Here is a 21786-nt window from a genome sequence, read left to right on the forward strand (position 1 = left end):
CTACATGGGACTAAAAATAAGGTTGGAATGGTTCGACAGAACTACAGAGAGGCTAAACGGAACGGAGAGTTCAGCGGACTGCGGAGATGACTACTCGGTGATTTCCACGCTCGGGTTGTTGAGCGCAGTGGACGTCAATAACGGCATGTTTGAATTGCGCAGGGAATGGCTATCAGTGATACAGCCACACTTTTTTCATGAAATTGCTCTTTCAGAAAGTGACTACTTCATCGCATTTGATTACGAAGTTGCAAACGAGTAATGCAGACTCAAAGAATTCAGCCTGAGCTGTAGTAGATGAAAAAGCAAATGGTGCACAAGTGACCCGAACATCCATCATAAAAATAGACCTGACCCGCATTCAGAACCCCAAAGAGCTTCACGCCACGCTGGGCACTTCACTCAACTTCCCCACCTGGTATGGCCAGAACTGGGATGCTTTTTGGGACGCCATCACCGGCTTGGTAGAAATGCCCGAGACGCTTGAGTTTTCTGGTTGGGATATTTTTTCAGAGTGCCTACCTCACGATGCCAAGATGCTGCGGCAGTGCTTGGCTGAGCTCGCGACCCATTACCCTGACCTTGCGTCGCGGGTTCGCTACTGATGCCCGTCAGCCTGGGCGCCTCACTTGGGCTGGAATGTCGCTAAGTACGCCAGGATATTTTCAATCTTCTCTTGGTCACTGATCCCCCAGAAGATCATCCGCGTGCCACTCACCACCGACTTCGGATCTTCAATGTAGGCCGCCAGTTTTTCCCGTGTCCACACCACGCCTGAGTTCTTCATCGCATCCGAATACTGATAGTCCGTGGTAGTACCGGCAGGCCGGCCAATGATGCCGTTCAGTTCCGGGCCAAAACCACCCCGCGCGCCTTCACCAATGCTGTGGCAGCCACCGCAGGTCTTGGTGAAGAGTTTGCCGCCCGCGTCGGCGTCGCCCGCAGCGAACGCTGGTGCGGCGATAACGGTCAGGACGAGGGTCAATAACACATACTTCATTCACGTATCCCTATCGGCTGTTGCCGTGGATTATGCCTGTTCGACCGGCCTTTCTCCCAGCCGCTGCACCAGACGCACCAGATAACCGTCCGGGTCTTGCACGATGAACTGGCGCTGCCCGGCCTCCACGTCACCGGCTCGGTACCAGGCATCTTCAACATCGCGGAACAATGGCCAGCCAATGTGCGCCAACCGTTGCAGGATAGGCGCCACGGCGGGCACATCGATTTGCAGGTTGATGCCGCGCCCGAACGGTGGCTGCAACGGTGCGGTCAGCCACTGGCCGGCGTCGGGGTCGTATTGTTCGAGCATGATTTGCGCGCCGTGCAGGTCGAGGTAGGCAAAGCCTTCTTCAGCGCGCTGGTAGGCGATGGTGAAGCCTAACTGTTCTACCCAGAACGCCAGGCTGACACTGAGGCGAGTGACGATCAGTTCCGGCACGAGCGGGTTACGGTTAAACATGGCATTCCTTGGGACGGCGGGGTGGCGTTCACCTTAACGGATTGTCGTGCCCATGGCTCACAAGCAGTCAAACGACCACCCATCGATTAAAAAACATCCAATCGAACCTATCCGGCCACCGTCCACTCCACCTTACTGAACCCCCTGATGGTGGAGTAAGGATCATGGCTCAGCCATCGATTTTGGTATTGGAAGACGACGAGATCATTCGGGCGTTGATGGTAGATGTGCTGGAAGACTTTGGTGCGGTGGTGACATCGTTTGCATCGGCAGACGAAGGGATGATTTACCTGGAGCGCGGCGATGACCCGGTGGATTTGATTGTCAGTGATATTCAAATGCCCGGCTTGCTCAATGGTTATGACTTGAGCCGTGTGGTCGCCCACCGCTGGCCTGAAGTACAAGTAGTGCTGACCTCAGGTAATACGAAAATCGCCGCCGAGTTGGGCAGTTCCGTGCGGTTTCTGCCCAAGCCCTGGAGTACCGACCACTTGCTTGAGTGCGTGCAGACAGCATTGACGCACTAGGGCCTGCCCCTGCGTTGATAGCAGCGCGATATCATTTCAACCGAACTTGAGGGCCAGTTCTGCGGTCATGTAAGGTGCAGGGAGCGACTTTTCTGATCCACTGGTCAGCCTTTTCGCTTCTGCGTTCAGCTGACGACAATGAGTTGTGTAGAATCGTCGCCCATTTTCACGCGTCATTCATGGCCGACAGGCCCACAGTTCGAGCTCATTGAATGCATTCACAGGCCCATGACGTTAGTGCGCCCTCCTTGTTGGAAACGTTGCGCACGGGCACGGGCCTGCTGCATGTGGCGTTGGAACAGCGCCTGCCGTTTTTTTCCGAGCGCCTGGATGCCCAGTGGTATCGGCGCCTGCTGCAAGCGTACTACGGCTTTTATCAGCCGATGGAAGCGGCGCTGTATGACAGCGGTTTGATTCCCGATGGATATGAGCCTGTGTTGCGTGTGAAAACGCCAACACTGGTCCATGACCTGGACGCACTCGGCCTGACTGACCACGCCATCCATGCCCTGCCTCGCTGTGCCCAACTCCCCGTATTAGACACGCCGGCTGCGTGTCTCGGCGCCCTGTATGTGCTGGAAGGCGCCACCCTGGGTGGCCAAGTGCTGCGCCGGGAAATGGCCCTGCGCCTGGATGTGAACGCCGACAACGGCGGTGCCTTTCTCAATGTATACGGCGCCGAGACCGGACGGCGCTGGAAAGATTTCCTCGATTATCTGAGCCGCCAGCCACTGGATACAGATGCCGCCGCGCGCGCGGTGATGGCGGCCCGTTCGACATTCAGCGGCTTTGAGCAATGGCTCGACAGCCAGGAGGTATTGCTATGAAACCCGAAGATTTTGAAGAGCTGCTTGCCAACTGCGCCGACGAACCCATTCGTTTTCCGGGGGCCATCCAGCCCCACGGCGTGCTGCTGACTTTGTCGGAACCTGGCCTGAACATTATTCAGGTAAGTGCCAACGTCGGTACGTTGTTCGGCCACGCCCCCGAGGCGCTGTTGGATCAACCGTTGCACAGATTGATTGGCGAGGAGTACGCCCAGGCCGTGCGAACCATGGCCGAGGACAGCGCATTCCTGGACTCGCCGCCCCTGCTGATCACCTTCAAGGGTGAGCAGTTCGAAGGCCTGTTGCATCGCCACCAGGGCGTGTTAGTGCTGGAATTCGAACCACGGCTCAAGGATTTCAAACCCCGAGCGCACAATGGCCGCACCAGCGATCTGGGCAAGATGCTGCACCGCCTGCAATCGGCAAAGACCTTGGAGGCGCTCTACGCCATCACCGTCAACGAAATCCAGGCCATGACCGGTTATGACCGGGTGCTCATCTATCGCTTCGAAGAGGAAGGCCATGGCCAGGTGATCGCGGAGGCCTCGGCGCCGTCAATGGAATTGTTCAACGGGCTGTTCTTCCCCGCGTCCGACATCCCCGAGCAGGCTCGGGAGCTGTATCGCACCAACTGGCTACGGATCATCCCGAATGCGTCCTACGAACCGGTACCGCTGGTGCCCAAATTGCGCCCGGACACCGGGCAGCCCCTGGACCTGAGCTTCGCCACCCTGCGCAGCGTGTCGCCGATTCACTGCCAGTACATGCAGAACATGGGCGTGTTGTCGTCCATGAGTATTTCGTTGATGAAGGGCGACAAACTCTGGGGCCTGATCAGCTGCGGCAACCGTGAGCCGCTGCTGGTACCTAATGACCTGCGCATGGCCTGCCAGACCATCGGCCAGGTGCTGTCATTGCAGATCAGTGCCATGGAGGCCCTGGAGCTGACCCGCCAGCGCGACGAGAAAGTCCAAGCGCTGGCGCTGCTGGACCTGGCGATGAAAGCCTCTGCCAATAACGTCTTCGACGGCCTGGCCCAACAAGGCCGAATGCTGATGGACCTGACCCTCTCCGGCGGCGTGGCGATCATCGAAGATAAACAACTGCACCGCTACGGCAATTGCCCGGAACCGGCGCAGATACGCGCGCTGCACAAGTGGTTGCAGGCCAACGGTGAACCGGTATTTTCCAGCCATAACCTGGCCTCGGTTTACCCGCCTGCCGCTGAGTTCCAGAGCGTGGCCAGCGGCGTGCTCGCCATGAGCTTGCCCAAGCCTGTGGATAACGGTGTGTTGTGGTTTCGCCCGGAAGTCAAAGAGAACATCCACTGGAGTGGCGACCCGCAGAAGCCGCTGAATCTGGAAACCTGCGACGCGGGCATGCGCCTTCGCCCACGCACCTCGTTTGAAATCTGGAAGGTGGAGATGGCCGGCATCTCCACCAAATGGAGCCATGGCGACCTGTTTGCCGCCAACGATTTGCGCCGCTCGGCCCTGGAGAACGACCTGTCCCGCCAAGTGCTGCGCGAGCAACAAGCGGTGCGTGCGCGGGACGAGCTGGTCGCGGTGGTTTCCCACGACCTGCGCAACCCCATGACCGTCATCTCCATGCTCTGCGGCATGATGCAAAAAGCCTTCAGCTCCGATGGTCCACACACCTCACGCCGTATCTCTTCCGCGATCGACACCATGCAACAGGCCGCCGGGCGCATGAATGTGTTGCTGGAAGATTTGCTCGACACCTCGAAGATCGAGGCCGGGCGCTATGTGGTCAAGCCGGTGGCGCTGGACGTCAGCCAGATCTTTGAAGAAGCGTATTCGTTGCTGGCCCCCCTGGCCTCGGAAAAAGGCATCGACCTGTCGTTCAATGTCGAGCCCGGCCTGCAGATCAAGGCCGACCCGGAGCGCCTGTTCCAGGTGCTGTCGAACCTGATCGGCAATGCGATCAAGTTCACCCCACGCCAAGGCAACATCGGCATCAGCGCCATGAGCAACGGTGAGGAGATTGTATTTTCGGTGCGAGACTCCGGTGAAGGCATTGCACCGGACGATTTGCCCCATGTGTTCGATCGCTATTGGACCCAGACTGAAAACAACCCCACCGGCAGCGGGTTGGGGCTGTATATCACCCAGGGGATTGTCCAGGCTCATGGTGGGCGCATCGAGGCCGAAAGTGAGTTGGGGTGCGGTAGTGAGTTCAGGTTTACGGTGCCAAAGCCTGCCTGAAACGCGCCCATTTTCTAAACCCAACATGCGGATACCTTTGGCCGGGAACGAACAACCCGGCCAATGCCACTGAAACGGTGCGCACTCAAAGGGAGTATTGGTGCGACAACAGTCCTCCAATTGAGTAAGGGGTTTACCGATGATCATTGGCAATTCGTTTGACAGCTTGAGCTATAACATCCAGCAAGGCATGAAAGCTAACCAGCCTTCAGCCAATCCCGCCCCCACCTCTTCGCCGATTGGCAGCCCCCCACAGGGGCAGGACACGCGACCAAAACCCAAAGATTCGGGTATGACCTCTCTCGGAGGAGGCAAACTGCTTTAAACCGTTAGGAGTCACCGGCAACGAGTGCAACGCAACGCGCTGCACTTGCGTTAACAAAACACTGACATCCTCTGCGTTATCCTTTCCAGTCCCACTTGGTATGAGCTGCATTCTTCATGGGTCAACCTGAAATCCTGCCTGCCGTGATCGCCGGCCCCTTGCTAAGACGCCTGGAACCACAGCGCCTGGTTATCTGGTTGGTGGGCAGTCGTGCCCTGCCCCTGTGCTTGCGGCTGCAATTACCCTCGGGCGAGGCGCTGGATATCCCGCTCGATGCAACGCACTGCCAAGTCGTGCCCGTCGGCCGCCATGCCGTTATCCACCTGATCGACATAGCCCTGAGCCACGCCCTGCCACAGGATGAAATCATCGGTTACGACCTGTTGATCGACGGCCTCGGCATTGCACAATGGGCACCGCACTTGCTGTATGGCGACGCGACTACGCCAAGCTTCGTGCTGCATAGCCGCATCCATCACTTGGTGCATGGCTCGTGCCGCAAACCCCACCATCGTGCCGACGAAGGCTTGCTGTGTGTCGACCGTCTGTTGGGGGACGCCCGCACACCGCTCGAACGCCCAGCCTTGCTGATGATGAATGGCGACCAGATCTACGCCGACGACGTCGCAGGGCCCATGCTGCGAGCCATTCACGGGCTGATTGCGCGCCTGGGCCTGTTCGATGAGTTTCTAGAGGGTGCGGTGGTGAGCGACAGCGCCAGCCTTTATGGGCATCGCGCCAGCTATTACCACCGGGCCGACCTGCTCCCTGCGCTGGACAGTAACGAGACCTTGCGCGAACGCTTTTTCGGCGGTGTGAAGAAACCCATCTTCACCAGCAGCACCGCCGATAATCACCTGGTGACCTTTGCCGAAGTGATCGCCATGTACCTGCTGGCCTGGTCGCCGGTACCCTGGACGCTGATCGCACCAGAACCGCCGCCGCTGAGTGCGCAAGAACAACAACGCTATGCCCGCGAACAGGTTCATATCGATCAGTTCCGCGACGGCCTGCCTGGGGTAGCGCGGGTGTTCGCGCACCTGTCGACGCTGATGATGTTCGACGATCACGACATCACTGACGATTGGAACCTCAGCGCCCAGTGGGAAGAAACCGCCTACGGCCACCCCTTCTCCAAGCGCATCATCGGCAATGCCTTGCTGGCGTATCTGTTATGCCAGGGCTGGGGCAACCAGCCCCAGGTGTTTGGCGAACTGCTGGACCAGACCCAGGCACTGACCGGCCGGGTACAGGCCAATCATCTCGAGGCGACGGCGCAAGACGCGTTGCTGGAGGCCTTGCTGAAATTCCAGCAGTGGCACTACGTATTGCCCACCACCCCGGCGCTGGTGGTACTCGACACCCGCACCCGACGCTGGCGCAGCGAGTTCACCCTCAAGCAACCTTCCGGCCTGCTGGACTGGGAAGCCTTGAGCGAACTGCAACAAGCGCTGCTGGACCATCCATCCGCCATCATCGTCTCGGCCGCGCCGGTCTTTGGCGTCAAGCTGATCGAGACGGTGCAAAAGGTCTTCAGCTGGTGCGGTTTTCCCCTGCTGGTGGACGCCGAGAACTGGATGGCCCACCGCGGCGCCGCCCAAGTGATTTTGAATATCTTCCGCCACTCACGCACGCCAGGTAACTACGTGATCCTTTCCGGTGACGTGCATTACTCGTTTGTCTACCAAGTGCTGATCCGCCACCGCAACGGCGGCCCCAAGATCTGGCAAATCACCAGCAGTGGCATCAAGAACGAGTTCCCGCCGCGCCTGCTGGAATGGTTCGATCGCCTCAACCGCTGGCTCTACTCCCCGCGCTCGCCCCTCAACTGGTTTACCCGCCGCCGCACCATGCAGGTGATGCCTTATATCCCAGAGCATGCCGAAGCGGGTGAGCGGTTGTGGAACTCGGCGGGCATTGGCCAGGTGTTTTTCAATGAGCAGGGCCAACCGCAGGCCATTTACCAGCACAACGCGGATGGAAGGCCTCGGACACAGATGATGGCGCCAGAAAAATAGCGTTTCGCCACTCGTCATAAGCAGCACACCTGCCCTATTCAAAGCGCGCAAGCGCCGATGTACAGTAGCGCCAGCCACGGAGTATCGGCGTCAACCATGACTGGCCTTGGGCGCCAGCCCTCCGCAGGAAGCGCGCAGATGGACGATACATCCGGCAAAGAACCGCTACGCAATGAAGTGTCCGACCTTAACGTCGACCTGTTGCACGCCATCATGGAACTGGTCAGTGATGGCATCTGGGACTGGAACGCCAATACCGGCTTCGTCTACCGCAATCCCGGCTGGTACGAAATGCTTGGCTACTCCCACCACTCCCTGGAAAACAGCGTCTTCACCTGGGAGAACGTGATCCACCCCGAGGATTACCCTCGCGTGATGGCGGTGTTCGATGACTACATCAGCCAACGCGCCGCTCATTACCGGGCCGAATACCGTTGCCGAAAAGAAGACGGTACGTACCTCTGGATCGAGGACCGCGGCTACGTCATTGCCCGCAACCCCGACGGTTCCGTGGCGCGCATGGTCGGCGCACACCGCGATATTCATACGCGCAAATGCTCCATCGAACAGTTGCAAAAGCGCAACCAGTCCCTGGAAGCACTGGTTACGGAGCGCACCCTCGAGTTGTCGCGCGTCAACCAGCAACTGCAATTGCAACTGGACGAAAACCGCTCTTTGGCCGAGCGGGACGCCCTGACGCGCATCGCCAATCGGTACCGCCTGGAAAAGGTGCTGCTGGAGGAATGCGACCGCGCCGAGCGCTTCCGCCTGCCCTTGGCACTGGTGGCCATGGATGTCGATGACTTCAAGCCGATCAATGACCAATACGGCCACGGCGTCGGCGACCAGACGCTGATACGGGTAGTGGAACACCTGGAAGCCTGCGTACGTAAAAGCGACTTGCTGGCGCGTTGGGGCGGCGACGAGTTTATGGTGGTGCTGCCCAAAAGCAGCCTGGACACGGCCAAAGAGTTGGCCGAAAGGATTCGCCATAAAATCAAGGCGGCGGCCCCCTTGGGCGCGTTGAACGTTACCCTGAGCCTGGGCGTAGTAGAGCGGCGCATGGGGGAATCTCCGGCGGCGCTGATGGCGCGGGCCGATCAAGCCTTGTACCGATCCAAGGCGGCGGGCAAGGATGGGGTGTCGGAATAGGCCGCAGCTCCTTCCAAGGTGGAATGACCCGGCAACTTTATTTCGTTTGCGGCAAGGCCAGGCGCGCGGCTTAGATAGCGCTGCGCCCACCACTGCCGAGTCTCCGAGTCATGAGCCACGCTAGCATCAGCCAGTCGATTTCCATCGTTCACCCCATCAGCCTGAGCCACGGTAAAAACGCCGAAGTCTGGGACACGGCGGGCAAGCGTTACATCGACTTTGTCGGCGGTATCGGCGTACTCAACCTGGGCCATTGCCACCCGGCCGTGGTGGCGGCCATTTGCGAGCAAGCCACCCGGCTAACCCATTACGCGTTCAACGCCGCACCGCATACGCCCTACATCGAGTTGATGCAACGCCTCTGCGCCTTTATCCCGGTGAGCTACCCCGTCAGCGGCATGCTCACCAATAGCGGTGCCGAGGCGGCGGAAAACGCCCTGAAGATCGCCCGTGGTGCCACCGGGCGCACGGCGGTGATCGCCTTTGACGGCGCCTTCCACGGGCGCACCCTGGCGACCCTCAACCTCAACGGCAAGGTCGCGCCCTACAAGCAGAAGGTCGGTGTACTGCCCGGCCCTGTGTATCACCTGCCCTACCCCAGTACCGATAACGGCGTGTCCTGCGCCGAAGCGCTGAAGGCCATGGAGCGTCTGTTCAGCGTGGAGATCGACGTAACCGATGTGGTCTGCTTCATCATCGAGCCGGTACAGGGCGAAGGCGGTTTTCTCGCCCTGGACACTGAGTTCGCCCAGGCGCTGCGGCGCTTCTGCGACCAGCACAACATCCTGCTGATCATTGATGAAATCCAGTCGGGTTTTGGTCGCACCGGCCAGCGTTTCGCCTTCTCGCGCCTGGGCATCGAGCCGGACCTGCTGCTGCTCGGCAAAAGCATCGCCGGCGGCATGCCGCTGGGGGCGGTGGTCGGGCGCAAGGCGCTGATGGACAACCTGCCCAAAGGCGGCCTGGGCGGTACCTACTCGGGTAATCCCATCGCCTGTGCGGCGGCGCTGGCGACCCTTGAGGTGATGAGCGACACAAACCTGCACGCCTGGGGCGTCGCGCAGGCGGCCGCGATTGTGGGCCGCTATGAAGCCTGGCGCGCACAGCAACTGTCGCCCTACCTGGGCCGCCTCACCGGTGTCGGCGCGATGCGGGGCATTGAACTGGCCCATGCCGACGGCACACCCGCCCCCAAGCAACTGGCGCAACTGCTGGAGCTGGCGCGAGAGGCTGGCTTGTTGCTGATGCCCAGCGGCAAGTCGCGGCACATCGTGCGCTTGCTGGCCCCGCTGACCATTGAGCCTGAGGTGTTGGAGGAAGGTCTGGATATTCTCCAGGCGTGCCTCGAAGAACTGGACGAGTAACATGTATCAACAGGTTTGACGCTGCTCCACTCAGTCGTTGAGCTTGTTCGTGAAGTCCGGGCGAGGTGGATGACCGTTGATAAGATTCCCGTTGTGGATATGTACGTATTTCTGTACGTTAACCCCACCCAACAAGGAGTCCCCATGGAAACTATCAACTACACCAACGCCCGAGCCCATCTGTCCGAAACGATGGACCGCGTCAACGATGATCACGTCCCACTTCTACTGACTCGACAAAAAGGCGAGCCCGTGGTGATGATCTCGTTATCAGAGTTCAATGCTCTGGAAGAGACGGCTTACCTGCTGCGCTCGCCTAAAAATGCCGAACGTCTCATTAACTCAGTCAACAGCTTACGAGCAGGCAAAGCCAAGCCAAGGCGGTTGATTGAAGAATGAAAATACTCTTTACCCCTGAAGGCTGGGACGACTACCTCTGGTTTCAACAGAACGACAAAGCCGGGCTCAAGCGCATCAATCTCTTGATCAAGGCCATACAAAGAGACCCGTTCGGCGGCGTGGGGAAGCCTGAACCCCTCAAACATAACCTGAGTGGTTTCTGGTCTCGACGAATCACCGCGGAGCATCGTTTGGTTTATGGCATCGAGGATGATGAAGTACAAATATTGATGTGCCGCTACCACTACTGAAATTATTCTGACGCCCCAGCCACCTTGACCTGATCCCCCCACCCGCTGAAAATGCCCGACGTTTTTTGTCTCTCCGCATACTACGCAGTGAAATTTTAATGTCTGATTCCTACACCGAAAAATCCGCCGAAGAATCCGTAGTCGCCCTGCACGCCAAAGCCGAATACGAAAACGCCATCAATCTTTCACAGCATGTGCCAGCCGCCAAGATCATCAGCGAGATGGTGCTGGACGCGTTTCACACCTCCAAGGAAAGCGACCAGATCCGCGAGCTGCGCGTTGCCATCCGCCAGGCCCACGATGCCTTCGATGATGACAAAGCCTATGAGCTGATGGGCCAGCTCAAGCAATTGAAAGACGCCGAAGCCGCAGACAACGCCGCCCTGGAACACCTGAGCAGTCAGTTCTCGATCAGCCGCATCCTGTCCAGCTTCAAGGACGATCCCGAGTTCCAGGAACTGGTCTATGGCCTGGCCCTCAAGGTACTTAACCAGTCGCACCAGGCCATCAGCAACCCGAGCGCCGGCAAGGGCAAAGCTGCACGCGCCAAGAAAGACAGCGAAGTGTTTGTGATCAGCAAAGATGGCATCAGCGTCACCCTGCCGCTGCGCACGCCGCGCTCCAAGCTCAATGTGGACCGCGAAGCACTGGAGTTCCTGGGCTTCACCTTTGTAGGCGAAGGCAGCGAGGCGGAGCTTGCGAGCGAAACCTTCATCGACAACAGCGGCGCCGAGCAGCCGGTCACGCGCAAGAGCATCGTGACCGCGCTGCAACAGCAAAGCGCCTTTGACGGCTACGCCATCGCCGCCCAGTAAGTGCCCAACACTACAAACTTCGCAGGGTCAACAGAGCCTGCTCGACCTGGGCGAGAGTGATATGCCGGCCCACCGAGGCACGCACAAAGTGTGTGACGCCCAGGTCCTTAAGCAACAACGGAGTGTGAGCGGTGGTGCCTGCCCACAAGTTGAGCCCCAGCTCGCGGGCTTGGCCGACAAATGCCTTGGCCGGCAGGTTGTGCGGCACAAACGAGACAATTCCAGTCTGCTCGAACTGGTCGCACATTAGCGTCAACTGCGGCAGGCGCCGCAATTCCTTCGCCAGCAGCGCATAGGGCTCTGTACTCACCTGCCCGCCGCCGACCTGCACATACTCCTGCAGCGCCGTATGCATGCCCACCTGAGCCGAGAGGCTTTTTTCAGCAATTTCCAGCACCCGCGCACTGGCCACGTCCAGCCGGTTGACCTGGCCATCGGTGCTGGCGGCGTGCAAGTCGGCAAAATTGAGCTGCAATTGGCCAAGCAAGCGTGGCGACACGTAAGCAACCCCACTGCCACGGGGCCCGCAGAGAAACTTGCGGCCCGCACCTGTCAACAAATCACAATGGATATCCCGCACATCCAGCGGTAACTGCCCCAACGACTGGCAGGCATCCACCACATACAACGCATTCGCGTCCTTGAGCAACGCGCCCAGCGCTTCCACCGGATTGATCACCCCACAGCACGAAGGCAGGTGCGACACACTGACCAGGAACACATCATCGTCCAAATGACGCCGCACCCACTCCAGATCCAGCGGGCTGGTGGCCGTGGTGGGGATCACTTCGACGCGAATGTCACTCGATAACTTGAGGTAGTTGAAGAAGATCAGGTTGGCCGCGTACTCAGAAGTTGATACCCAGACCCGCTTGCCCCGGGGAAATTGCAGTTTGCCGAGGATGCTGGTCCAGGCTTCGGTGGCACTGCTGAAAAAACCAATCTGTGAAGGCTGAGCATTCAACAGACCGGCCATCACTCGGTACAAGTCGACGTTGAGCAACTCTTCATAGGCAAGCTCGGCTTCATAGCTGCCTATCTGCGCTTCAATGGAGGTAAAACGCTGTATAGCATTGAGCGTGGCCGACGACATCAGGCCCGCACCGGCGGTGTTCAAATGCACCCTATTCATTTCATGCTTCCTTGTTCCACAAAACAGCCGATCCTTTCATCACGCCCACTGCCACTGCGAACAACAGCAATACCGTAGCCGCCAGCAGCCACGGCGAAGGCAGGGATGGCTGTGACATCAGCATGAACGCCAGCGGCGGTGTGATCATCACGCCGATATTCACCCCCGCCGAGTAATAGCCGAGGTTGCGGTCAACGGTGTGACGGCTGGAGATACTGCTGACGTAGTGGGTGATACCGGGGAACACAACCATCTCCCCCAGGCTCCAGAGCACGGTGGCGGCCAGCAACAATGCACCGATATGGCTGAAGCCCATCAGGAAAAACCCTACGCCGGCCATCAGGAAACCCGCCACCAGTGAGCGACTGCTCGACAGGTGCGACATGCGTTGGTTAATCGGTACTTCGAATAGAATCACCAGCAGTGCATTGATAAAAAAGATGATGCCGACGTAGTAGGCCGGCAACTCGGTGTAGTTGATGATGTAGGCCGACAGAAACGTTGGCGGCAGCGCATAGGCGATGTGCACCGGCAACGCTGCCAGCAGAATCACCAGCAAGCGCGAACGCTCGTGCATTGCGCTTTCCGGCAGCCCATTGCCTTTACTGGCAACGCCAGCCCCTTGTGTCACCGGCACCGTACGCCCAAACCACAGGCAGGCGATAAAGGCGACAAGGGACAACGCTGCGTTGAGGTAGAACACCGCATCGGCGTTACTCAGGAAAATCAGGCTGCCCAAGAGCGGCCCGATTGCCATGCCGATGTTGATCGCCAGGCGGTTGCAGGAGAACGCCACTTTGCGCGATTCGCTACTGCTGTGAGCCACTGTTTCGGAGAACGTGGCGGGGGTGAATGCTTCGTAGCAGCCCCCCCATAGAAACGACAGCACAAACAACACCACGGTGTTATCCACCGACGGAATGATCAGCAGCAGCACCGCATTGAGCAGTAACGAACCGAGGATCACCCGATTGGCAGAAAAACGCTTGATCACCCCGCCGATGATCAAGTCCACAAACAACGCACCCGCGCCATACACGCCCACCAGCAAACCTGCGGTGCCCGCCGATACGGCGTGCTGATGAATCAGGTACGCCGCATAGAAAGGGAACGCCATGGTGCCCATGCGGAACACCAAGGTGATCAGGAACAGCAACTGCAAGCGGGCATTGAGCCCACGTAAAGCGCGATAGGTGCCCATCATCAGCGGATCACATAGACGTGGTCTTTGTTCTGGCGAATCTGCTCGTAATCCTCGTCGATACTGCGCTGGCTCTCCGATACCAGAAACACCCGCAGAGGGCTGCTGAGCAGGTCCACGGTCTTTTTCATCAACTTGCCGGCCTTGTATTTGACGCTCAGCTTATGCACCGAGGGCAGCGCCTCGATCAGTTGGATAGCTGAGTCGTTGAAGCCAGTGACCTCACCTTGCAGCGTAGTATCGGTGTTGATGACACAGGCTTCCTTGAGCTTTTGATAGCGCTTGCCGGCATAGTTTGCCTTGAACGCCTCACCATCGCAGTACGCCAGATAGGTGAGCTGCGCCTGGTTGCCGCCCAGGCTGATGTCGTGGAATCGGGGCTCCATGTTGCCGTTCAAGCGAGCACCGACTTCTACCAGCGCAGGGCCGGCTTCAGTGAGGATCACTTCCGAATGGGCTGGGCCGTTATTGATACCCAACGCCTTGAGCGCCTGCACGATGTAATCGACCAGTACGTTGGCCTCGGCACTGTCCGGCGCAATCAGAACGTCACGGTCATAGATGTTCTTGCCGCCACTGATTTCACGCTTCACATAACGCCAGATCCCACAGACGTAGGCCTGCCCATCACGGCTGACGGTATCGACGATATACTCCGGGCCCTTGAGGTAGGACTGGCAAAGAATTTCGGTGTTGGCCAGGCCGAAGATATCCAGGTTGGATATGACTTCCTCACAGGCGCGCTTGACGTCCTCGACGTTGTGGCAGATCGAGACGCCGTCTGTCGAAGCCGAGCTCAGCGGTTTGATCACGCACGGAAACACATGGCCGGCCTCTACCCAAGCCAGCAGTTGCTGGGGGTCCGAGGATTTGATCTGGCGGGCGGTCAACAGGCCCGCGGCCGCGACTTTATTGATCATCTCAAACTTGTCGCGGCGCGCACGTGACCCCGCGCTGCCGTTGGAAGTGGACAACTGCAGTTGTTCGCTCAAGTAGTCGGCAAATGGCACGCCTGGCTCCTGGCCAGCAATGACGGCGACTACGTTGAATTCGCGCAGGCGTTGCACGATCTCTTCAGCGTTGTCGTTGAACGCCAAATTGTGTTCGAACTCCGACAGATTCGGCCCGAGCATGCTCGGCATCAACTCTGGGGTACTCTGTACATGGATCAGGCTGAAGCCCGCATCCCGAAAATATTGCGGCAGGAAATTACCGCTCGAGTAGACATCCACCAATGCGACGTACTGCTTCATAAGAATGTCCTTTTTCAGTAATGAGTGGCGGTTTCAGAGGCCCGTGGCGAAGCCACGTCATCCAGCGCCAGGAAAATGTTCTGCGGAAACTCAGCCACACGGTGCAACAGGTGCAGGTACCAATTGATGCCATACACCGCCGACACGCGGGCCTTGACCTGACCCTGGTTTTTCACCTTCTGAATCAATTCAGGGCGCACACCGTGAAGCATCTCCAGCTCGCCTCGGTCGGCGATGCGGCTGGTGAGGATTTCTTCAACCAGCTGTGGGTCCTGGGTCGCGAAAGCGAACGGGCCACGGCCGCCATTGATTCGGTCCAGCAACCCCAGGTAACGCTCGTTGAGCGCATTGCCACGCGGTAAAGCAATCGCGGCAGGCTCAGCATAGACGCCTTTGACCAAGCGTACTTTGCAGCCAGTTTCCAGGACCGCCCCGAGGTCATCCGGGGTTCGATTCAATTGCGCCTGCAAGGTGATACCCACGTTGGGAAAGCCCCCGCTCAGTTGCAGGAAGATATCGAGGATCGAATCCGTCCATTGAGAACGCTCCATACTGATGATCACACCGATATCCTTATCGGCTGCATGGGTGAGGATCTTCGAGCAGTTCTCAATCGCCAGTTCGCGGGAAATGATGGTGCCGACGTTGGACAGGTCGAACCCCAGCTGCGGGGGTTCTTCAAGCTTGGGATGCTGTGCAATCAAGTCGATGAGTTTCAGGTACTCATCGGTAGCCGTGGTGACCTCGGCTAATGTCGTCGCTTCCTCGCCAACGAACTCGACACCGGTGCGATAGCCTTTCTCCAGCAGGGCCCCAAGCTTATCAAGCATCTCCAGGCGATCTTCGGAGATGATGTAACGAAGAGCGGCGGGCCGCAGGAAATCGCGCAGCGTCTCGCTCTGCAGGAACAAATCGCGATAGGTTTTGTTCGCCGCCAGTTTCTTCAGGGCCAGGGTTGCCAGCAGACTGTTGTCGGTCGTGTTCATGGCATTAAACCCCGTAGGACTGGTTGAGCATACGACGTGCGAAACTCGAATCGTCGGTGTGGTTGGCAATCTTGTGAGCGCGGAACTTGGACGCGTAACTGAGCAACGTTTCCTTGTGGCGGCTCTGCCGATCACGGGTAAAGATCCCGGCCCACAGGTTGTCCCAGCGCGCGTACTCAGGGTGAGTCATCAGCAGCTTATGAGCCTTGCGCATATTCCAGTGGGGAATGGACGGATGTAGGTGGTGCACGAGGTGGTAATTGTCGTCGTGGCGACCGAAAAAGAAGTTCTCCAAAACATTGCCTTTACGGTTGCGGGTCAGCAACAACTTGTCGGTCTCAACCGCCGGCATCGGATAATGCTCGGCCAACTCGATGATCCAGCCTACGGCCACGGCGGTGGTAAACAGCGGCACCAGCCAGAACAACACCCATTCAGCGACCACCCCAAACCAGGCGACCACAGCAAAAATTACCGCCCAATAAGCCCACATCATCATGCGTTCCTTGCGGATGCGCGGGTCTTGCCCCTGGACACGGTCCTTGACCACATACTTGATGTACTGAAGGGTTCTGTAGCCGGATAGCGCCATCACGACGTTCTTCAAGAAGAACTCGCGCTCGCTTTGTTGAAGGTCATACAGGCCGCACTTGAGATGGAAATTGTAGTCAGGGTCTTTTTCTGGATGCCCCAAGTGCACGTGGTGGTTCTTGATGTGCGAAGTGCTGTAGGACTGGTACAAGTGGAAGACCAGATACCCAGAAAGAAACGTACCGGCAAACCAGTTGATCGCACGGTTTTTTGCCAACACCTTGTGGGTTGACTCATGTAGTACGTTAGTCAAAGCACGTTGGGTGGTGCCGATTAGAAACAGCGAAACCGGGTAGAACCAATAGCTGATGCCCAACGACAGGTAAATGGCAAACGCAATAATTGCATAGTCCTTACCCAGTGCGATGGCCCAGTGATAGTTATCTTTTTTACACAAGTGTTTAAGCATCCCGAATGTTTCCCGGGAAATACCGGCAGCGTATTCGCTAGCAGGTTCTTTGTTTTTATCGACCAGCATAATCACTCCATAATTAAGCGGCGCGCTGCAGCACTCGATCCGCGCAGGGCGAAGATGATTTTTTGAGTGCTGCGCCTATTGTTTTTTTGCCTGAGCTAGACTCATCGGCTGCAAAAAAACTAAAGCACCGCTTAACAGTGAACAAGCTGCCCTTTTAGACAGGTAGCGCCAAATCACGCGCGCACGCGCGCGCTCGCCGATGAAAAATCATCGGCGAGCGCGGTATTTTTACGAGGGGGGCCTGCGGATCAGGCCTGTTCGCGGATGTAGCCCAGTTGCAAGGCTTTACGGATTGCGGACTTGCCGTTGGTGACATTCAACTTGCTGAAGATATTCTTCATATGAAACTTTACCGTACGCGGGCTCATGGAGACCAAGAGCGCTATTTCGTTATAGGTCTTGCCCAGGCTGGTCCAGGACAATACCTCTGTTTCGCGAGGCGTCAGCACGGTTTCGCGTACAACAGGGGCAGGCGAGGTTGCACCACTTTCCAGCGCCTCGTCGTAAACCGAGACCAGCAGCATCTGCAGTTCGCTTTTGTTGGCCAGCACTCTTTCGCGAAACTGTTGATGCTCTCCGAAACTGCACAGGTTGAGAATGGAATAAAAACCCTGGTTGCCATGCACAATAAAACTGGCGCCCTCGCCCACAGGCGCACACGGCCCCGGCACCGGCACCGCTTCTGCCGCAGGGGCCAGGATGTTTTCATCGCTCCAGAAAAACGGTTTTATGCGGCGCTTGGACAAGGACAACAAATGACCGCGTTGGTAAAAATCATCCGCCGCGTCACCGCGGTCCAGCGCATCGGGGTAATTGGTGATGATTTCCGCTTCGTCCAGCGTCGGCCCGCATTGATAAACCTCGAAATGCCCGAGGCCACGTCGACTCAGCTCGGCATCGAGCAATTGACGCACATCAGCGGGCTGAATGAGCGTGTTGTTATTGGCTTGACCATCGCTTCGCATGAATATCATCCCTGATGAGTGACAACGGGGTGAAGCTAGCGATCTGACGGAAGTGCTTCAATCCGGAAGCTTCTGATCAGAGCCGACCCACTCCGTAGGAAATTTCTCTAAACAGGGGAAAGAATGAAACACGCCTGACGGCCTTGTCCAGTGCTTCCGATGGCGAACCGACCGTGAGCAGCTATAGCGCCGCCTGATCAGACCACCTGCGTCGCAAAGGCCTCGCGAAAACGCTCCATCTCCCGCGAGTTGCCCACCGTCACCCGCACCCAATGCGGCCAGTCCTTCCATACCCGCCCAACCAACACATTCTGCGCCGCCAACTGCTCAATCACCTGCTCTGCCGGCCGCTTCACGTCGATCATGAAGCAGTTGCTGTGGGAGACGGTGCAGCTAAAGCCCCGGCCCTTGAGCCACGCGATTGTTTCATCGCGCAACCTGGCATTGAGCGCTTTGCGTTGGCCCACCAGTTGCGCGTCTTCCAGGCTGGCACGGGCGGCCAGCAAGCTGGCGCCGGCCGGGACGTTGTCGCCGCCAAACACCGCCAACCGCTCCAGCAACGCCGGGTGGCCGATCGCCAGGCCCAGGCGCGCACCGGCCATGCCGTAGATCTTGGAGAAGGTGCGCAGCACCAGCAGGTCGTCGTGGTCGTTGACCCAACTCACGCAACTGGGGGTATCGCAGAATTCGATATAAGCCTCGTCCACCACCAGCACGCTGCCCTTGGGTTTGTGCGCCAGGGCCCGCCGGATGGCATCGGTCGAGGTCAGGGTGCCGGTCGGGTTGTTCGGGTTACACAGGTACAACATGCCGGCCTGTGGGTCAGCCGCGAGCATGGCGGGCACATCATGGGCATGCTGGGCATCCAGGTTCACTTCATGCACCGGCGCCTTGATCGACTCGGCCGCCTGGCGCGGGACTTCGTAGGACGGCGTGGCCATCACCAGGCCGCGGGTCTGGCTGGCAAACGCCAGCACTGCGTAACGCAAGGCAGCCATCGAGCCGGCAAACACCCCGACGTTGTCTTCGGCTATACCCTGTTGTTGGGCGAACAGCGCGGCCAATGCGTACATATCGGGGTAAGGGTAACGTCCGGACGCTGCAATCGCGCGCTGCATTGCCTGGCGAGCCGCGTCTGAAGGGCCGTAGGGGCTTTCGTTGTAATTGAGCAGCACCTGGTCAGATTTTGTCGGCGCTGGGCTGGCGAGGGCCCATTTGAGCTGCCCCATCACAGGCAGGGCCGCGCCCAGCGCGAGAAGGGATCGACGACTGACACGCACCATGGTGACTACTCCTTGTAGAGGCGCGAGGGATTCGCGCAGGCCGTATAGAAGACTATGACGAGAAAGCCGTTGCCTGATTTACCACCAAGGCGTATCCCTGCACTCAGCACTTTATTGTTATAGCGGGCGCATGCAACACTTTCACTGCCGCGAACCTTCAAGAACGGGTTCTGCCGGCATGGACTGATGACTAAATGGAAGTGGTGAGCACTTGATACACAGACGGGAAAAAACCGAGCACTTGAAGAGCAACATCAAGTACTTGATCAAGAGTCGTGGCGAAACCCAGCTTTCGTTAAGCAGTGCCGCCGGCCTGACCAGGACCACCATCTACAACATCCTGGAAGGCAAGGTCGTTAACGTACAGCAGTCGACCATTCGCAAAATCTCGGACTTCTTCGGCGTCTCCTACGAAGAAATCGAGACCATCAGTTTTGAGGCCAAGGAAGTCATCGAGAGCAATGTTTCCCCACTGGGTAACAAGAACCCGGCGGCAGTGCCTGTGCTCAAGGAAAGCCTGCTCATGCAGAACCTGGGCAAGCGCATCGGTGAACTGGCCACGCTTCATCCGCTGACGTACTACTTCGGCAGCGCCTGCAACTTGATCGGCGTGCGCCTGGAGCACGGGATTCCGGGCCTCAATGAACCGGGGGACTTGCTGATCGTGCAGAAAGGCTCGTCGAGCGACGATAAAGAAAAGCTGGTGTACGACCGCGCCACCAAGAAGCTGTTCATCACCCTCGAACCCTGCGGGAACTCAGAGCGTTTGTGTGTCATCGGCGACATCCTTGAGGAGCGCTTCAATGACAACGTCTGAGGGCGCCGTGGAAAACAGCAAATACAAGTTACTGGGCTTTGAAAACGACAAACGCCTGGCGGTGATCATGGTGATCGCCACGGGCAAGGTCCTCAAGATCAAGCTGAGTGAAGTGCTCAGCAGTGAAATGATGGACAACTTCAACAAGATGGAAATCAAGAACCTGTACAAAAAGTTCTACTCCCAAGGCGGGACACTGACCGCCTACGATATAAACGACCGCAATGAAAACTCCTGGATGATCTACATCATCCTGAACTTGCTGCTGTTCACCTTCTATATCTTCACCAGCATTGCCGCGACCAAACCGATTTACCTGGAGTCGTTGGGCATCATCGTCACGCCGGGCACGTTCCTGTACCCGCTGACCTTCTTGATCGTGGACTTGCTCAACGAGAATTTTGGCTTGCGCCTGGCCAGGCGAGCCATTCTGTTTGCGTTTGCCAGCAACGCGATGATCATCATCCTGCTGTATGGCTCCACGTTCCTGCCGGGGCTACCGGGCTGGAAGCTGGATGGGCCTTATACCGACGTGATCCTGCAAGTGTCGTCGGTGCTGGTGGCCTCTTCGGTGTCGTTCCTGGTGTCGGAGAATATAAATTCCTATTTGCTGTGCAAGATCAAGGAGCTGACCAACTCCAGGTACCTATACCTGCGGATATTCCTCAGTACGTTCTTTGCAGTGATTATCGACAGCTTCCTGTTCTGCTTTATCGCCTTCTACGGGGCGATGCAGACCAGCGACATACTCAGCATGATCTATGTACAGATCGCGATCAAAGTCGGCTTTGCGTTCTTCAACATCCTGCCTGCCTACGGGGCACGTTCATTGTTCAAGCGCTATCAATAATCCTGTAAGAGCGAGCTTGCTCGCGAAGAACCCGAGCGCGCCGCGTTCAACCCGATGCGCTGCGTTATCGTTGACGTTCTTCGCGAGCAAGCTCGCTCCTACAAGGGTTATTTCAGCTGCAACTTGTGCTTGAGGCTCTGCATGACAGTTGTCTTGTTCTGCAGGTAGTCATTCAAGCCCCGAGCGCGCAGGTTGCACGCGTCACACTCGCCACAGCCGGTACCGATGATGCCGTTGTAGCAAGTCAGCGTCTGCTCGCGCACCAGCTCCAGTTGCCCGTGGTAGTCGGCCAGGGCCCAGGTTTCGGCCTTGTTCAGCCACATCAACGGGGTGTCGAGGCGCACGTCGTATTCCATGCCCAGTTTGAGGGCCTGGTTGAGTGCTTTGACAAACTCATCCCGGCAATCTGGGTAGCCTGAGAAGTCGGTTTCGCACACACCGGTGATGACGGTCTCGGCCTTCACTTGATAGGCGTAGATCGCAGCCAGGGTCAGGAACAGGATGTTGCGCCCCGGCACAAAGGTACTCGGCAGGCTTTCACCCGAGCTGTTCACGGTCGGTACCGGGATGTTGTCGCGCGTCAGGCTGCTGATCGCCAGCTCATTGAGCAGGGACACATCCATCACTTTGTGCACAGTGGCCCCCAACTGCTTGGCCAGCTTCTGGGCCACTTCGATTTCTGCCACATGGCGCTGGCCGTAATCAAAGGTAATGCAGTGCACTTCGTCATACAGCGGCAGGGCCTGGATCAGACAGGTGGTCGAATCCTGCCCGCCACTGAAGACCATCACGGCTTTTTTACTCATTGCATTGCTTCCTGCATTTGTAGAATTGGGATGTAGGAGTGCGCTCGCTCGCCAAAAAC

23 protein-coding genes are annotated in these 21786 nt (G+C 57.9%); 13 read left to right on the forward strand and 10 right to left on the reverse strand.

The genetic code is table 11. The features are described 5' to 3' along the window. Positions 1 to 4 precede the first annotated feature (4 nt). A complete protein-coding gene (locus JMV15_RS20645; protein WP_014719844.1) occupies positions 5 to 262 on the forward strand; it encodes a colicin E3-like toxin immunity protein in 258 nt (85 codons plus the stop codon). Between the two features lie 58 nt (positions 263 to 320). Then, positions 321 to 605, forward strand: a complete 285-nt coding sequence (locus JMV15_RS20650) for a barstar family protein (RefSeq protein ID WP_019817493.1) — start codon at positions 321 to 323, stop codon at positions 603 to 605. Positions 606 to 625: 20 nt separating this feature from the next. On the opposite strand, the gene JMV15_RS20655 is transcribed toward JMV15_RS20650, so the two are convergent. Both JMV15_RS20655 and JMV15_RS20660 read right to left on the reverse strand, forming a co-directional pair. After that, positions 626 to 1000: a c-type cytochrome gene (locus tag JMV15_RS20655; protein WP_019817492.1), complete on the reverse strand. Its 375-nt coding sequence runs from the start codon at positions 998 to 1000 to the stop codon at positions 626 to 628. A 30-nt stretch (positions 1001 to 1030) separates the two neighbouring features. Beyond that, positions 1031 to 1462 carry a bleomycin resistance protein gene (locus tag JMV15_RS20660; RefSeq protein WP_019817491.1) on the reverse strand — a complete coding sequence of 144 codons (432 nt, stop codon included), beginning with the start codon at positions 1460 to 1462 and terminating at the stop codon, positions 1031 to 1033. Positions 1463 to 1626: 164 nt separating this feature from the next. On the opposite strand from JMV15_RS20660, the gene JMV15_RS20665 reads away from it, so the two are divergent. The 9 genes from JMV15_RS20665 to JMV15_RS20705 all read left to right on the forward strand — a co-directional run bounded on the left by JMV15_RS20665 (position 1627) and on the right by JMV15_RS20705 (position 11365). After that, positions 1627 to 1989: a response regulator gene (locus JMV15_RS20665; RefSeq protein ID WP_003194033.1), complete on the forward strand. Its 363-nt coding sequence runs from the start codon at positions 1627 to 1629 to the stop codon at positions 1987 to 1989. 212 nt (positions 1990 to 2201) lie between these two features. Then, positions 2202 to 2816 carry a biliverdin-producing heme oxygenase gene (locus JMV15_RS20670; protein WP_106110944.1) on the forward strand — a complete coding sequence of 205 codons (615 nt, stop codon included), beginning with the start codon at positions 2202 to 2204 and terminating at the stop codon, positions 2814 to 2816. After that, positions 2813 to 5041, forward strand: coding sequence for an ATP-binding protein (locus JMV15_RS20675; RefSeq protein ID WP_014719849.1), 2229 nt, complete (start codon positions 2813 to 2815; stop codon positions 5039 to 5041). The genes JMV15_RS20670 and JMV15_RS20675 overlap by 4 nt, the downstream gene beginning before the upstream one ends. Positions 5042 to 5482: 441 nt before the next feature. After that, complete coding sequence (locus tag JMV15_RS20680) at positions 5483 to 7384, forward strand: alkaline phosphatase D family protein (protein ID WP_137270798.1); 1902 nt, start codon at positions 5483 to 5485, stop codon at positions 7382 to 7384. 138 nt (positions 7385 to 7522) lie between these two features. Continuing rightward, complete coding sequence (locus JMV15_RS20685; protein ID WP_137270799.1) at positions 7523 to 8536, forward strand: sensor domain-containing diguanylate cyclase; 1014 nt, start codon at positions 7523 to 7525, stop codon at positions 8534 to 8536. Positions 8537 to 8646: 110 nt separating this feature from the next. Beyond that, a complete protein-coding gene (locus JMV15_RS20690) occupies positions 8647 to 9900 on the forward strand; it encodes a 2-aminoadipate transaminase (protein WP_201491890.1) in 1254 nt (417 codons plus the stop codon). 144 nt (positions 9901 to 10044) lie between these two features. Then, on the forward strand, positions 10045 to 10299 hold the full coding sequence (locus JMV15_RS20695; RefSeq protein ID WP_003194039.1) for a type II toxin-antitoxin system Phd/YefM family antitoxin: 255 nt from the start codon (positions 10045 to 10047) through the stop codon (positions 10297 to 10299). Continuing rightward, positions 10296 to 10550 carry a Txe/YoeB family addiction module toxin gene (locus JMV15_RS20700; protein WP_014719853.1) on the forward strand — a complete coding sequence of 85 codons (255 nt, stop codon included), beginning with the start codon at positions 10296 to 10298 and terminating at the stop codon, positions 10548 to 10550. Before JMV15_RS20695 ends, JMV15_RS20700 begins: the two co-directional genes overlap by 4 nt. A gap of 98 nt (positions 10551 to 10648) precedes the next feature. Beyond that, on the forward strand, positions 10649 to 11365 hold the full coding sequence (locus tag JMV15_RS20705) for a hypothetical protein (RefSeq protein ID WP_014719854.1): 717 nt from the start codon (positions 10649 to 10651) through the stop codon (positions 11363 to 11365). A 10-nt stretch (positions 11366 to 11375) separates the two neighbouring features. Here the strand turns inward: JMV15_RS20705 and JMV15_RS20710 are convergent, their stop codons facing one another. The 7 genes from JMV15_RS20710 to ptaA form a co-directional block, all read right to left on the reverse strand. Further along, entirely contained in the window at positions 11376 to 12497 is a 1122-nt protein-coding gene (locus tag JMV15_RS20710) for an aminotransferase class V-fold PLP-dependent enzyme (protein WP_014719855.1), read from the reverse strand. 1 nt (position 12498) lies between these two features. Further along, positions 12499 to 13701, reverse strand: coding sequence for an MFS transporter (locus tag JMV15_RS20715; RefSeq protein WP_235991962.1), 1203 nt, complete (start codon positions 13699 to 13701; stop codon positions 12499 to 12501). Beyond that, complete coding sequence (locus JMV15_RS20720) at positions 13701 to 14951, reverse strand: ATP-grasp domain-containing protein (RefSeq protein ID WP_014719857.1); 1251 nt, start codon at positions 14949 to 14951, stop codon at positions 13701 to 13703. Before JMV15_RS20720 ends, JMV15_RS20715 begins: the two co-directional genes overlap by 1 nt. A gap of 14 nt (positions 14952 to 14965) precedes the next feature. Then, complete coding sequence (locus tag JMV15_RS20725; protein ID WP_014719858.1) at positions 14966 to 15937, reverse strand: proline dehydrogenase family protein; 972 nt, start codon at positions 15935 to 15937, stop codon at positions 14966 to 14968. A 4-nt stretch (positions 15938 to 15941) separates the two neighbouring features. Beyond that, the gene (locus tag JMV15_RS20730; protein WP_014719859.1) at positions 15942 to 17006 is read right to left on the reverse strand and encodes a fatty acid desaturase family protein; all 1065 of its coding nucleotides are present in this window, start codon (positions 17004 to 17006) and stop codon (positions 15942 to 15944) included. A gap of 248 nt (positions 17007 to 17254) precedes the next feature. Continuing rightward, positions 17255 to 17971: a helix-turn-helix transcriptional regulator gene (locus JMV15_RS20735; protein ID WP_014719860.1), complete on the reverse strand. Its 717-nt coding sequence runs from the start codon at positions 17969 to 17971 to the stop codon at positions 17255 to 17257. A gap of 197 nt (positions 17972 to 18168) precedes the next feature. Then, positions 18169 to 19254 (reverse strand): pyoverdine biosynthesis transaminase PtaA, encoded by a 1086-nt coding sequence (gene ptaA / locus JMV15_RS20740; RefSeq protein WP_014719861.1) that lies wholly within the window; start codon positions 19252 to 19254, stop codon positions 18169 to 18171. Between the two features lie 211 nt (positions 19255 to 19465). On the opposite strand from ptaA, the gene JMV15_RS20745 reads away from it, so the two are divergent. Together JMV15_RS20745 and JMV15_RS20750 are read left to right on the forward strand one after the other, a co-directional pair. Further along, entirely contained in the window at positions 19466 to 20071 is a 606-nt protein-coding gene (locus tag JMV15_RS20745) for a helix-turn-helix transcriptional regulator (protein ID WP_003194047.1), read from the forward strand. Further along, positions 20058 to 20921: a queuosine precursor transporter gene (locus JMV15_RS20750; RefSeq protein ID WP_014719862.1), complete on the forward strand. Its 864-nt coding sequence runs from the start codon at positions 20058 to 20060 to the stop codon at positions 20919 to 20921. Before JMV15_RS20745 ends, JMV15_RS20750 begins: the two co-directional genes overlap by 14 nt. 107 nt (positions 20922 to 21028) lie before the next feature. Here the strand turns inward: JMV15_RS20750 and queC are convergent, their stop codons facing one another. Next, on the reverse strand, positions 21029 to 21727 hold the full coding sequence (queC, locus tag JMV15_RS20755) for a 7-cyano-7-deazaguanine synthase QueC (RefSeq protein ID WP_014719863.1): 699 nt from the start codon (positions 21725 to 21727) through the stop codon (positions 21029 to 21031). Positions 21728 to 21786 lie beyond the last annotated feature (59 nt).

Source organism: Pseudomonas paracarnis (assembly GCF_904063055.1).
In the GTDB taxonomy this organism is placed as follows: Bacteria; Pseudomonadota; Gammaproteobacteria; order Pseudomonadales; family Pseudomonadaceae; genus Aquipseudomonas; species Aquipseudomonas paracarnis.

What these genes read in the sequence shown, in the direction of transcription:
- JMV15_RS20690 (WP_201491890.1), top strand. Translation starts at nt 8,647, where the DNA reads ATGAGCCACGCTAGCATCAGCCAGTCGATTTCCATCGTTCACCCCATC.
- queC (WP_014719863.1), bottom strand. Translation starts at nt 21,727, where the DNA reads ATGAGTAAAAAAGCCGTGATGGTCTTCAGTGGCGGGCAGGATTCGACC.
- JMV15_RS20710 (WP_014719855.1), bottom strand. Translation starts at nt 12,497, where the DNA reads ATGAATAGGGTGCATTTGAACACCGCCGGTGCGGGCCTGATGTCGTCG.
- JMV15_RS20735 (WP_014719860.1), bottom strand. Translation starts at nt 17,971, where the DNA reads ATGCGAAGCGATGGTCAAGCCAATAACAACACGCTCATTCAGCCCGCT.
- JMV15_RS20680 (WP_137270798.1), top strand. Translation starts at nt 5,483, where the DNA reads ATGGGTCAACCTGAAATCCTGCCTGCCGTGATCGCCGGCCCCTTGCTA.
- JMV15_RS20705 (WP_014719854.1), top strand. Translation starts at nt 10,649, where the DNA reads ATGTCTGATTCCTACACCGAAAAATCCGCCGAAGAATCCGTAGTCGCC.
- JMV15_RS20700 (WP_014719853.1), top strand. Translation starts at nt 10,296, where the DNA reads ATGAAAATACTCTTTACCCCTGAAGGCTGGGACGACTACCTCTGGTTT.
- ptaA (WP_014719861.1), bottom strand. Translation starts at nt 19,254, where the DNA reads ATGGTGCGTGTCAGTCGTCGATCCCTTCTCGCGCTGGGCGCGGCCCTG.
- JMV15_RS20655 (WP_019817492.1), bottom strand. Translation starts at nt 1,000, where the DNA reads ATGAAGTATGTGTTATTGACCCTCGTCCTGACCGTTATCGCCGCACCA.
- JMV15_RS20725 (WP_014719858.1), bottom strand. Translation starts at nt 15,937, where the DNA reads ATGAACACGACCGACAACAGTCTGCTGGCAACCCTGGCCCTGAAGAAA.
- JMV15_RS20730 (WP_014719859.1), bottom strand. Translation starts at nt 17,006, where the DNA reads ATGCTGGTCGATAAAAACAAAGAACCTGCTAGCGAATACGCTGCCGGT.
- JMV15_RS20645 (WP_014719844.1), top strand. Translation starts at nt 5, where the DNA reads ATGGGACTAAAAATAAGGTTGGAATGGTTCGACAGAACTACAGAGAGG.
- JMV15_RS20670 (WP_106110944.1), top strand. Translation starts at nt 2,202, where the DNA reads ATGCATTCACAGGCCCATGACGTTAGTGCGCCCTCCTTGTTGGAAACG.
- JMV15_RS20695 (WP_003194039.1), top strand. Translation starts at nt 10,045, where the DNA reads ATGGAAACTATCAACTACACCAACGCCCGAGCCCATCTGTCCGAAACG.
- JMV15_RS20685 (WP_137270799.1), top strand. Translation starts at nt 7,523, where the DNA reads ATGGACGATACATCCGGCAAAGAACCGCTACGCAATGAAGTGTCCGAC.
- JMV15_RS20720 (WP_014719857.1), bottom strand. Translation starts at nt 14,951, where the DNA reads ATGAAGCAGTACGTCGCATTGGTGGATGTCTACTCGAGCGGTAATTTC.
- JMV15_RS20715 (WP_235991962.1), bottom strand. Translation starts at nt 13,701, where the DNA reads ATGATGGGCACCTATCGCGCTTTACGTGGGCTCAATGCCCGCTTGCAG.
- JMV15_RS20665 (WP_003194033.1), top strand. Translation starts at nt 1,627, where the DNA reads ATGGCTCAGCCATCGATTTTGGTATTGGAAGACGACGAGATCATTCGG.
- JMV15_RS20660 (WP_019817491.1), bottom strand. Translation starts at nt 1,462, where the DNA reads ATGTTTAACCGTAACCCGCTCGTGCCGGAACTGATCGTCACTCGCCTC.
- JMV15_RS20750 (WP_014719862.1), top strand. Translation starts at nt 20,058, where the DNA reads ATGACAACGTCTGAGGGCGCCGTGGAAAACAGCAAATACAAGTTACTG.
- JMV15_RS20675 (WP_014719849.1), top strand. Translation starts at nt 2,813, where the DNA reads ATGAAACCCGAAGATTTTGAAGAGCTGCTTGCCAACTGCGCCGACGAA.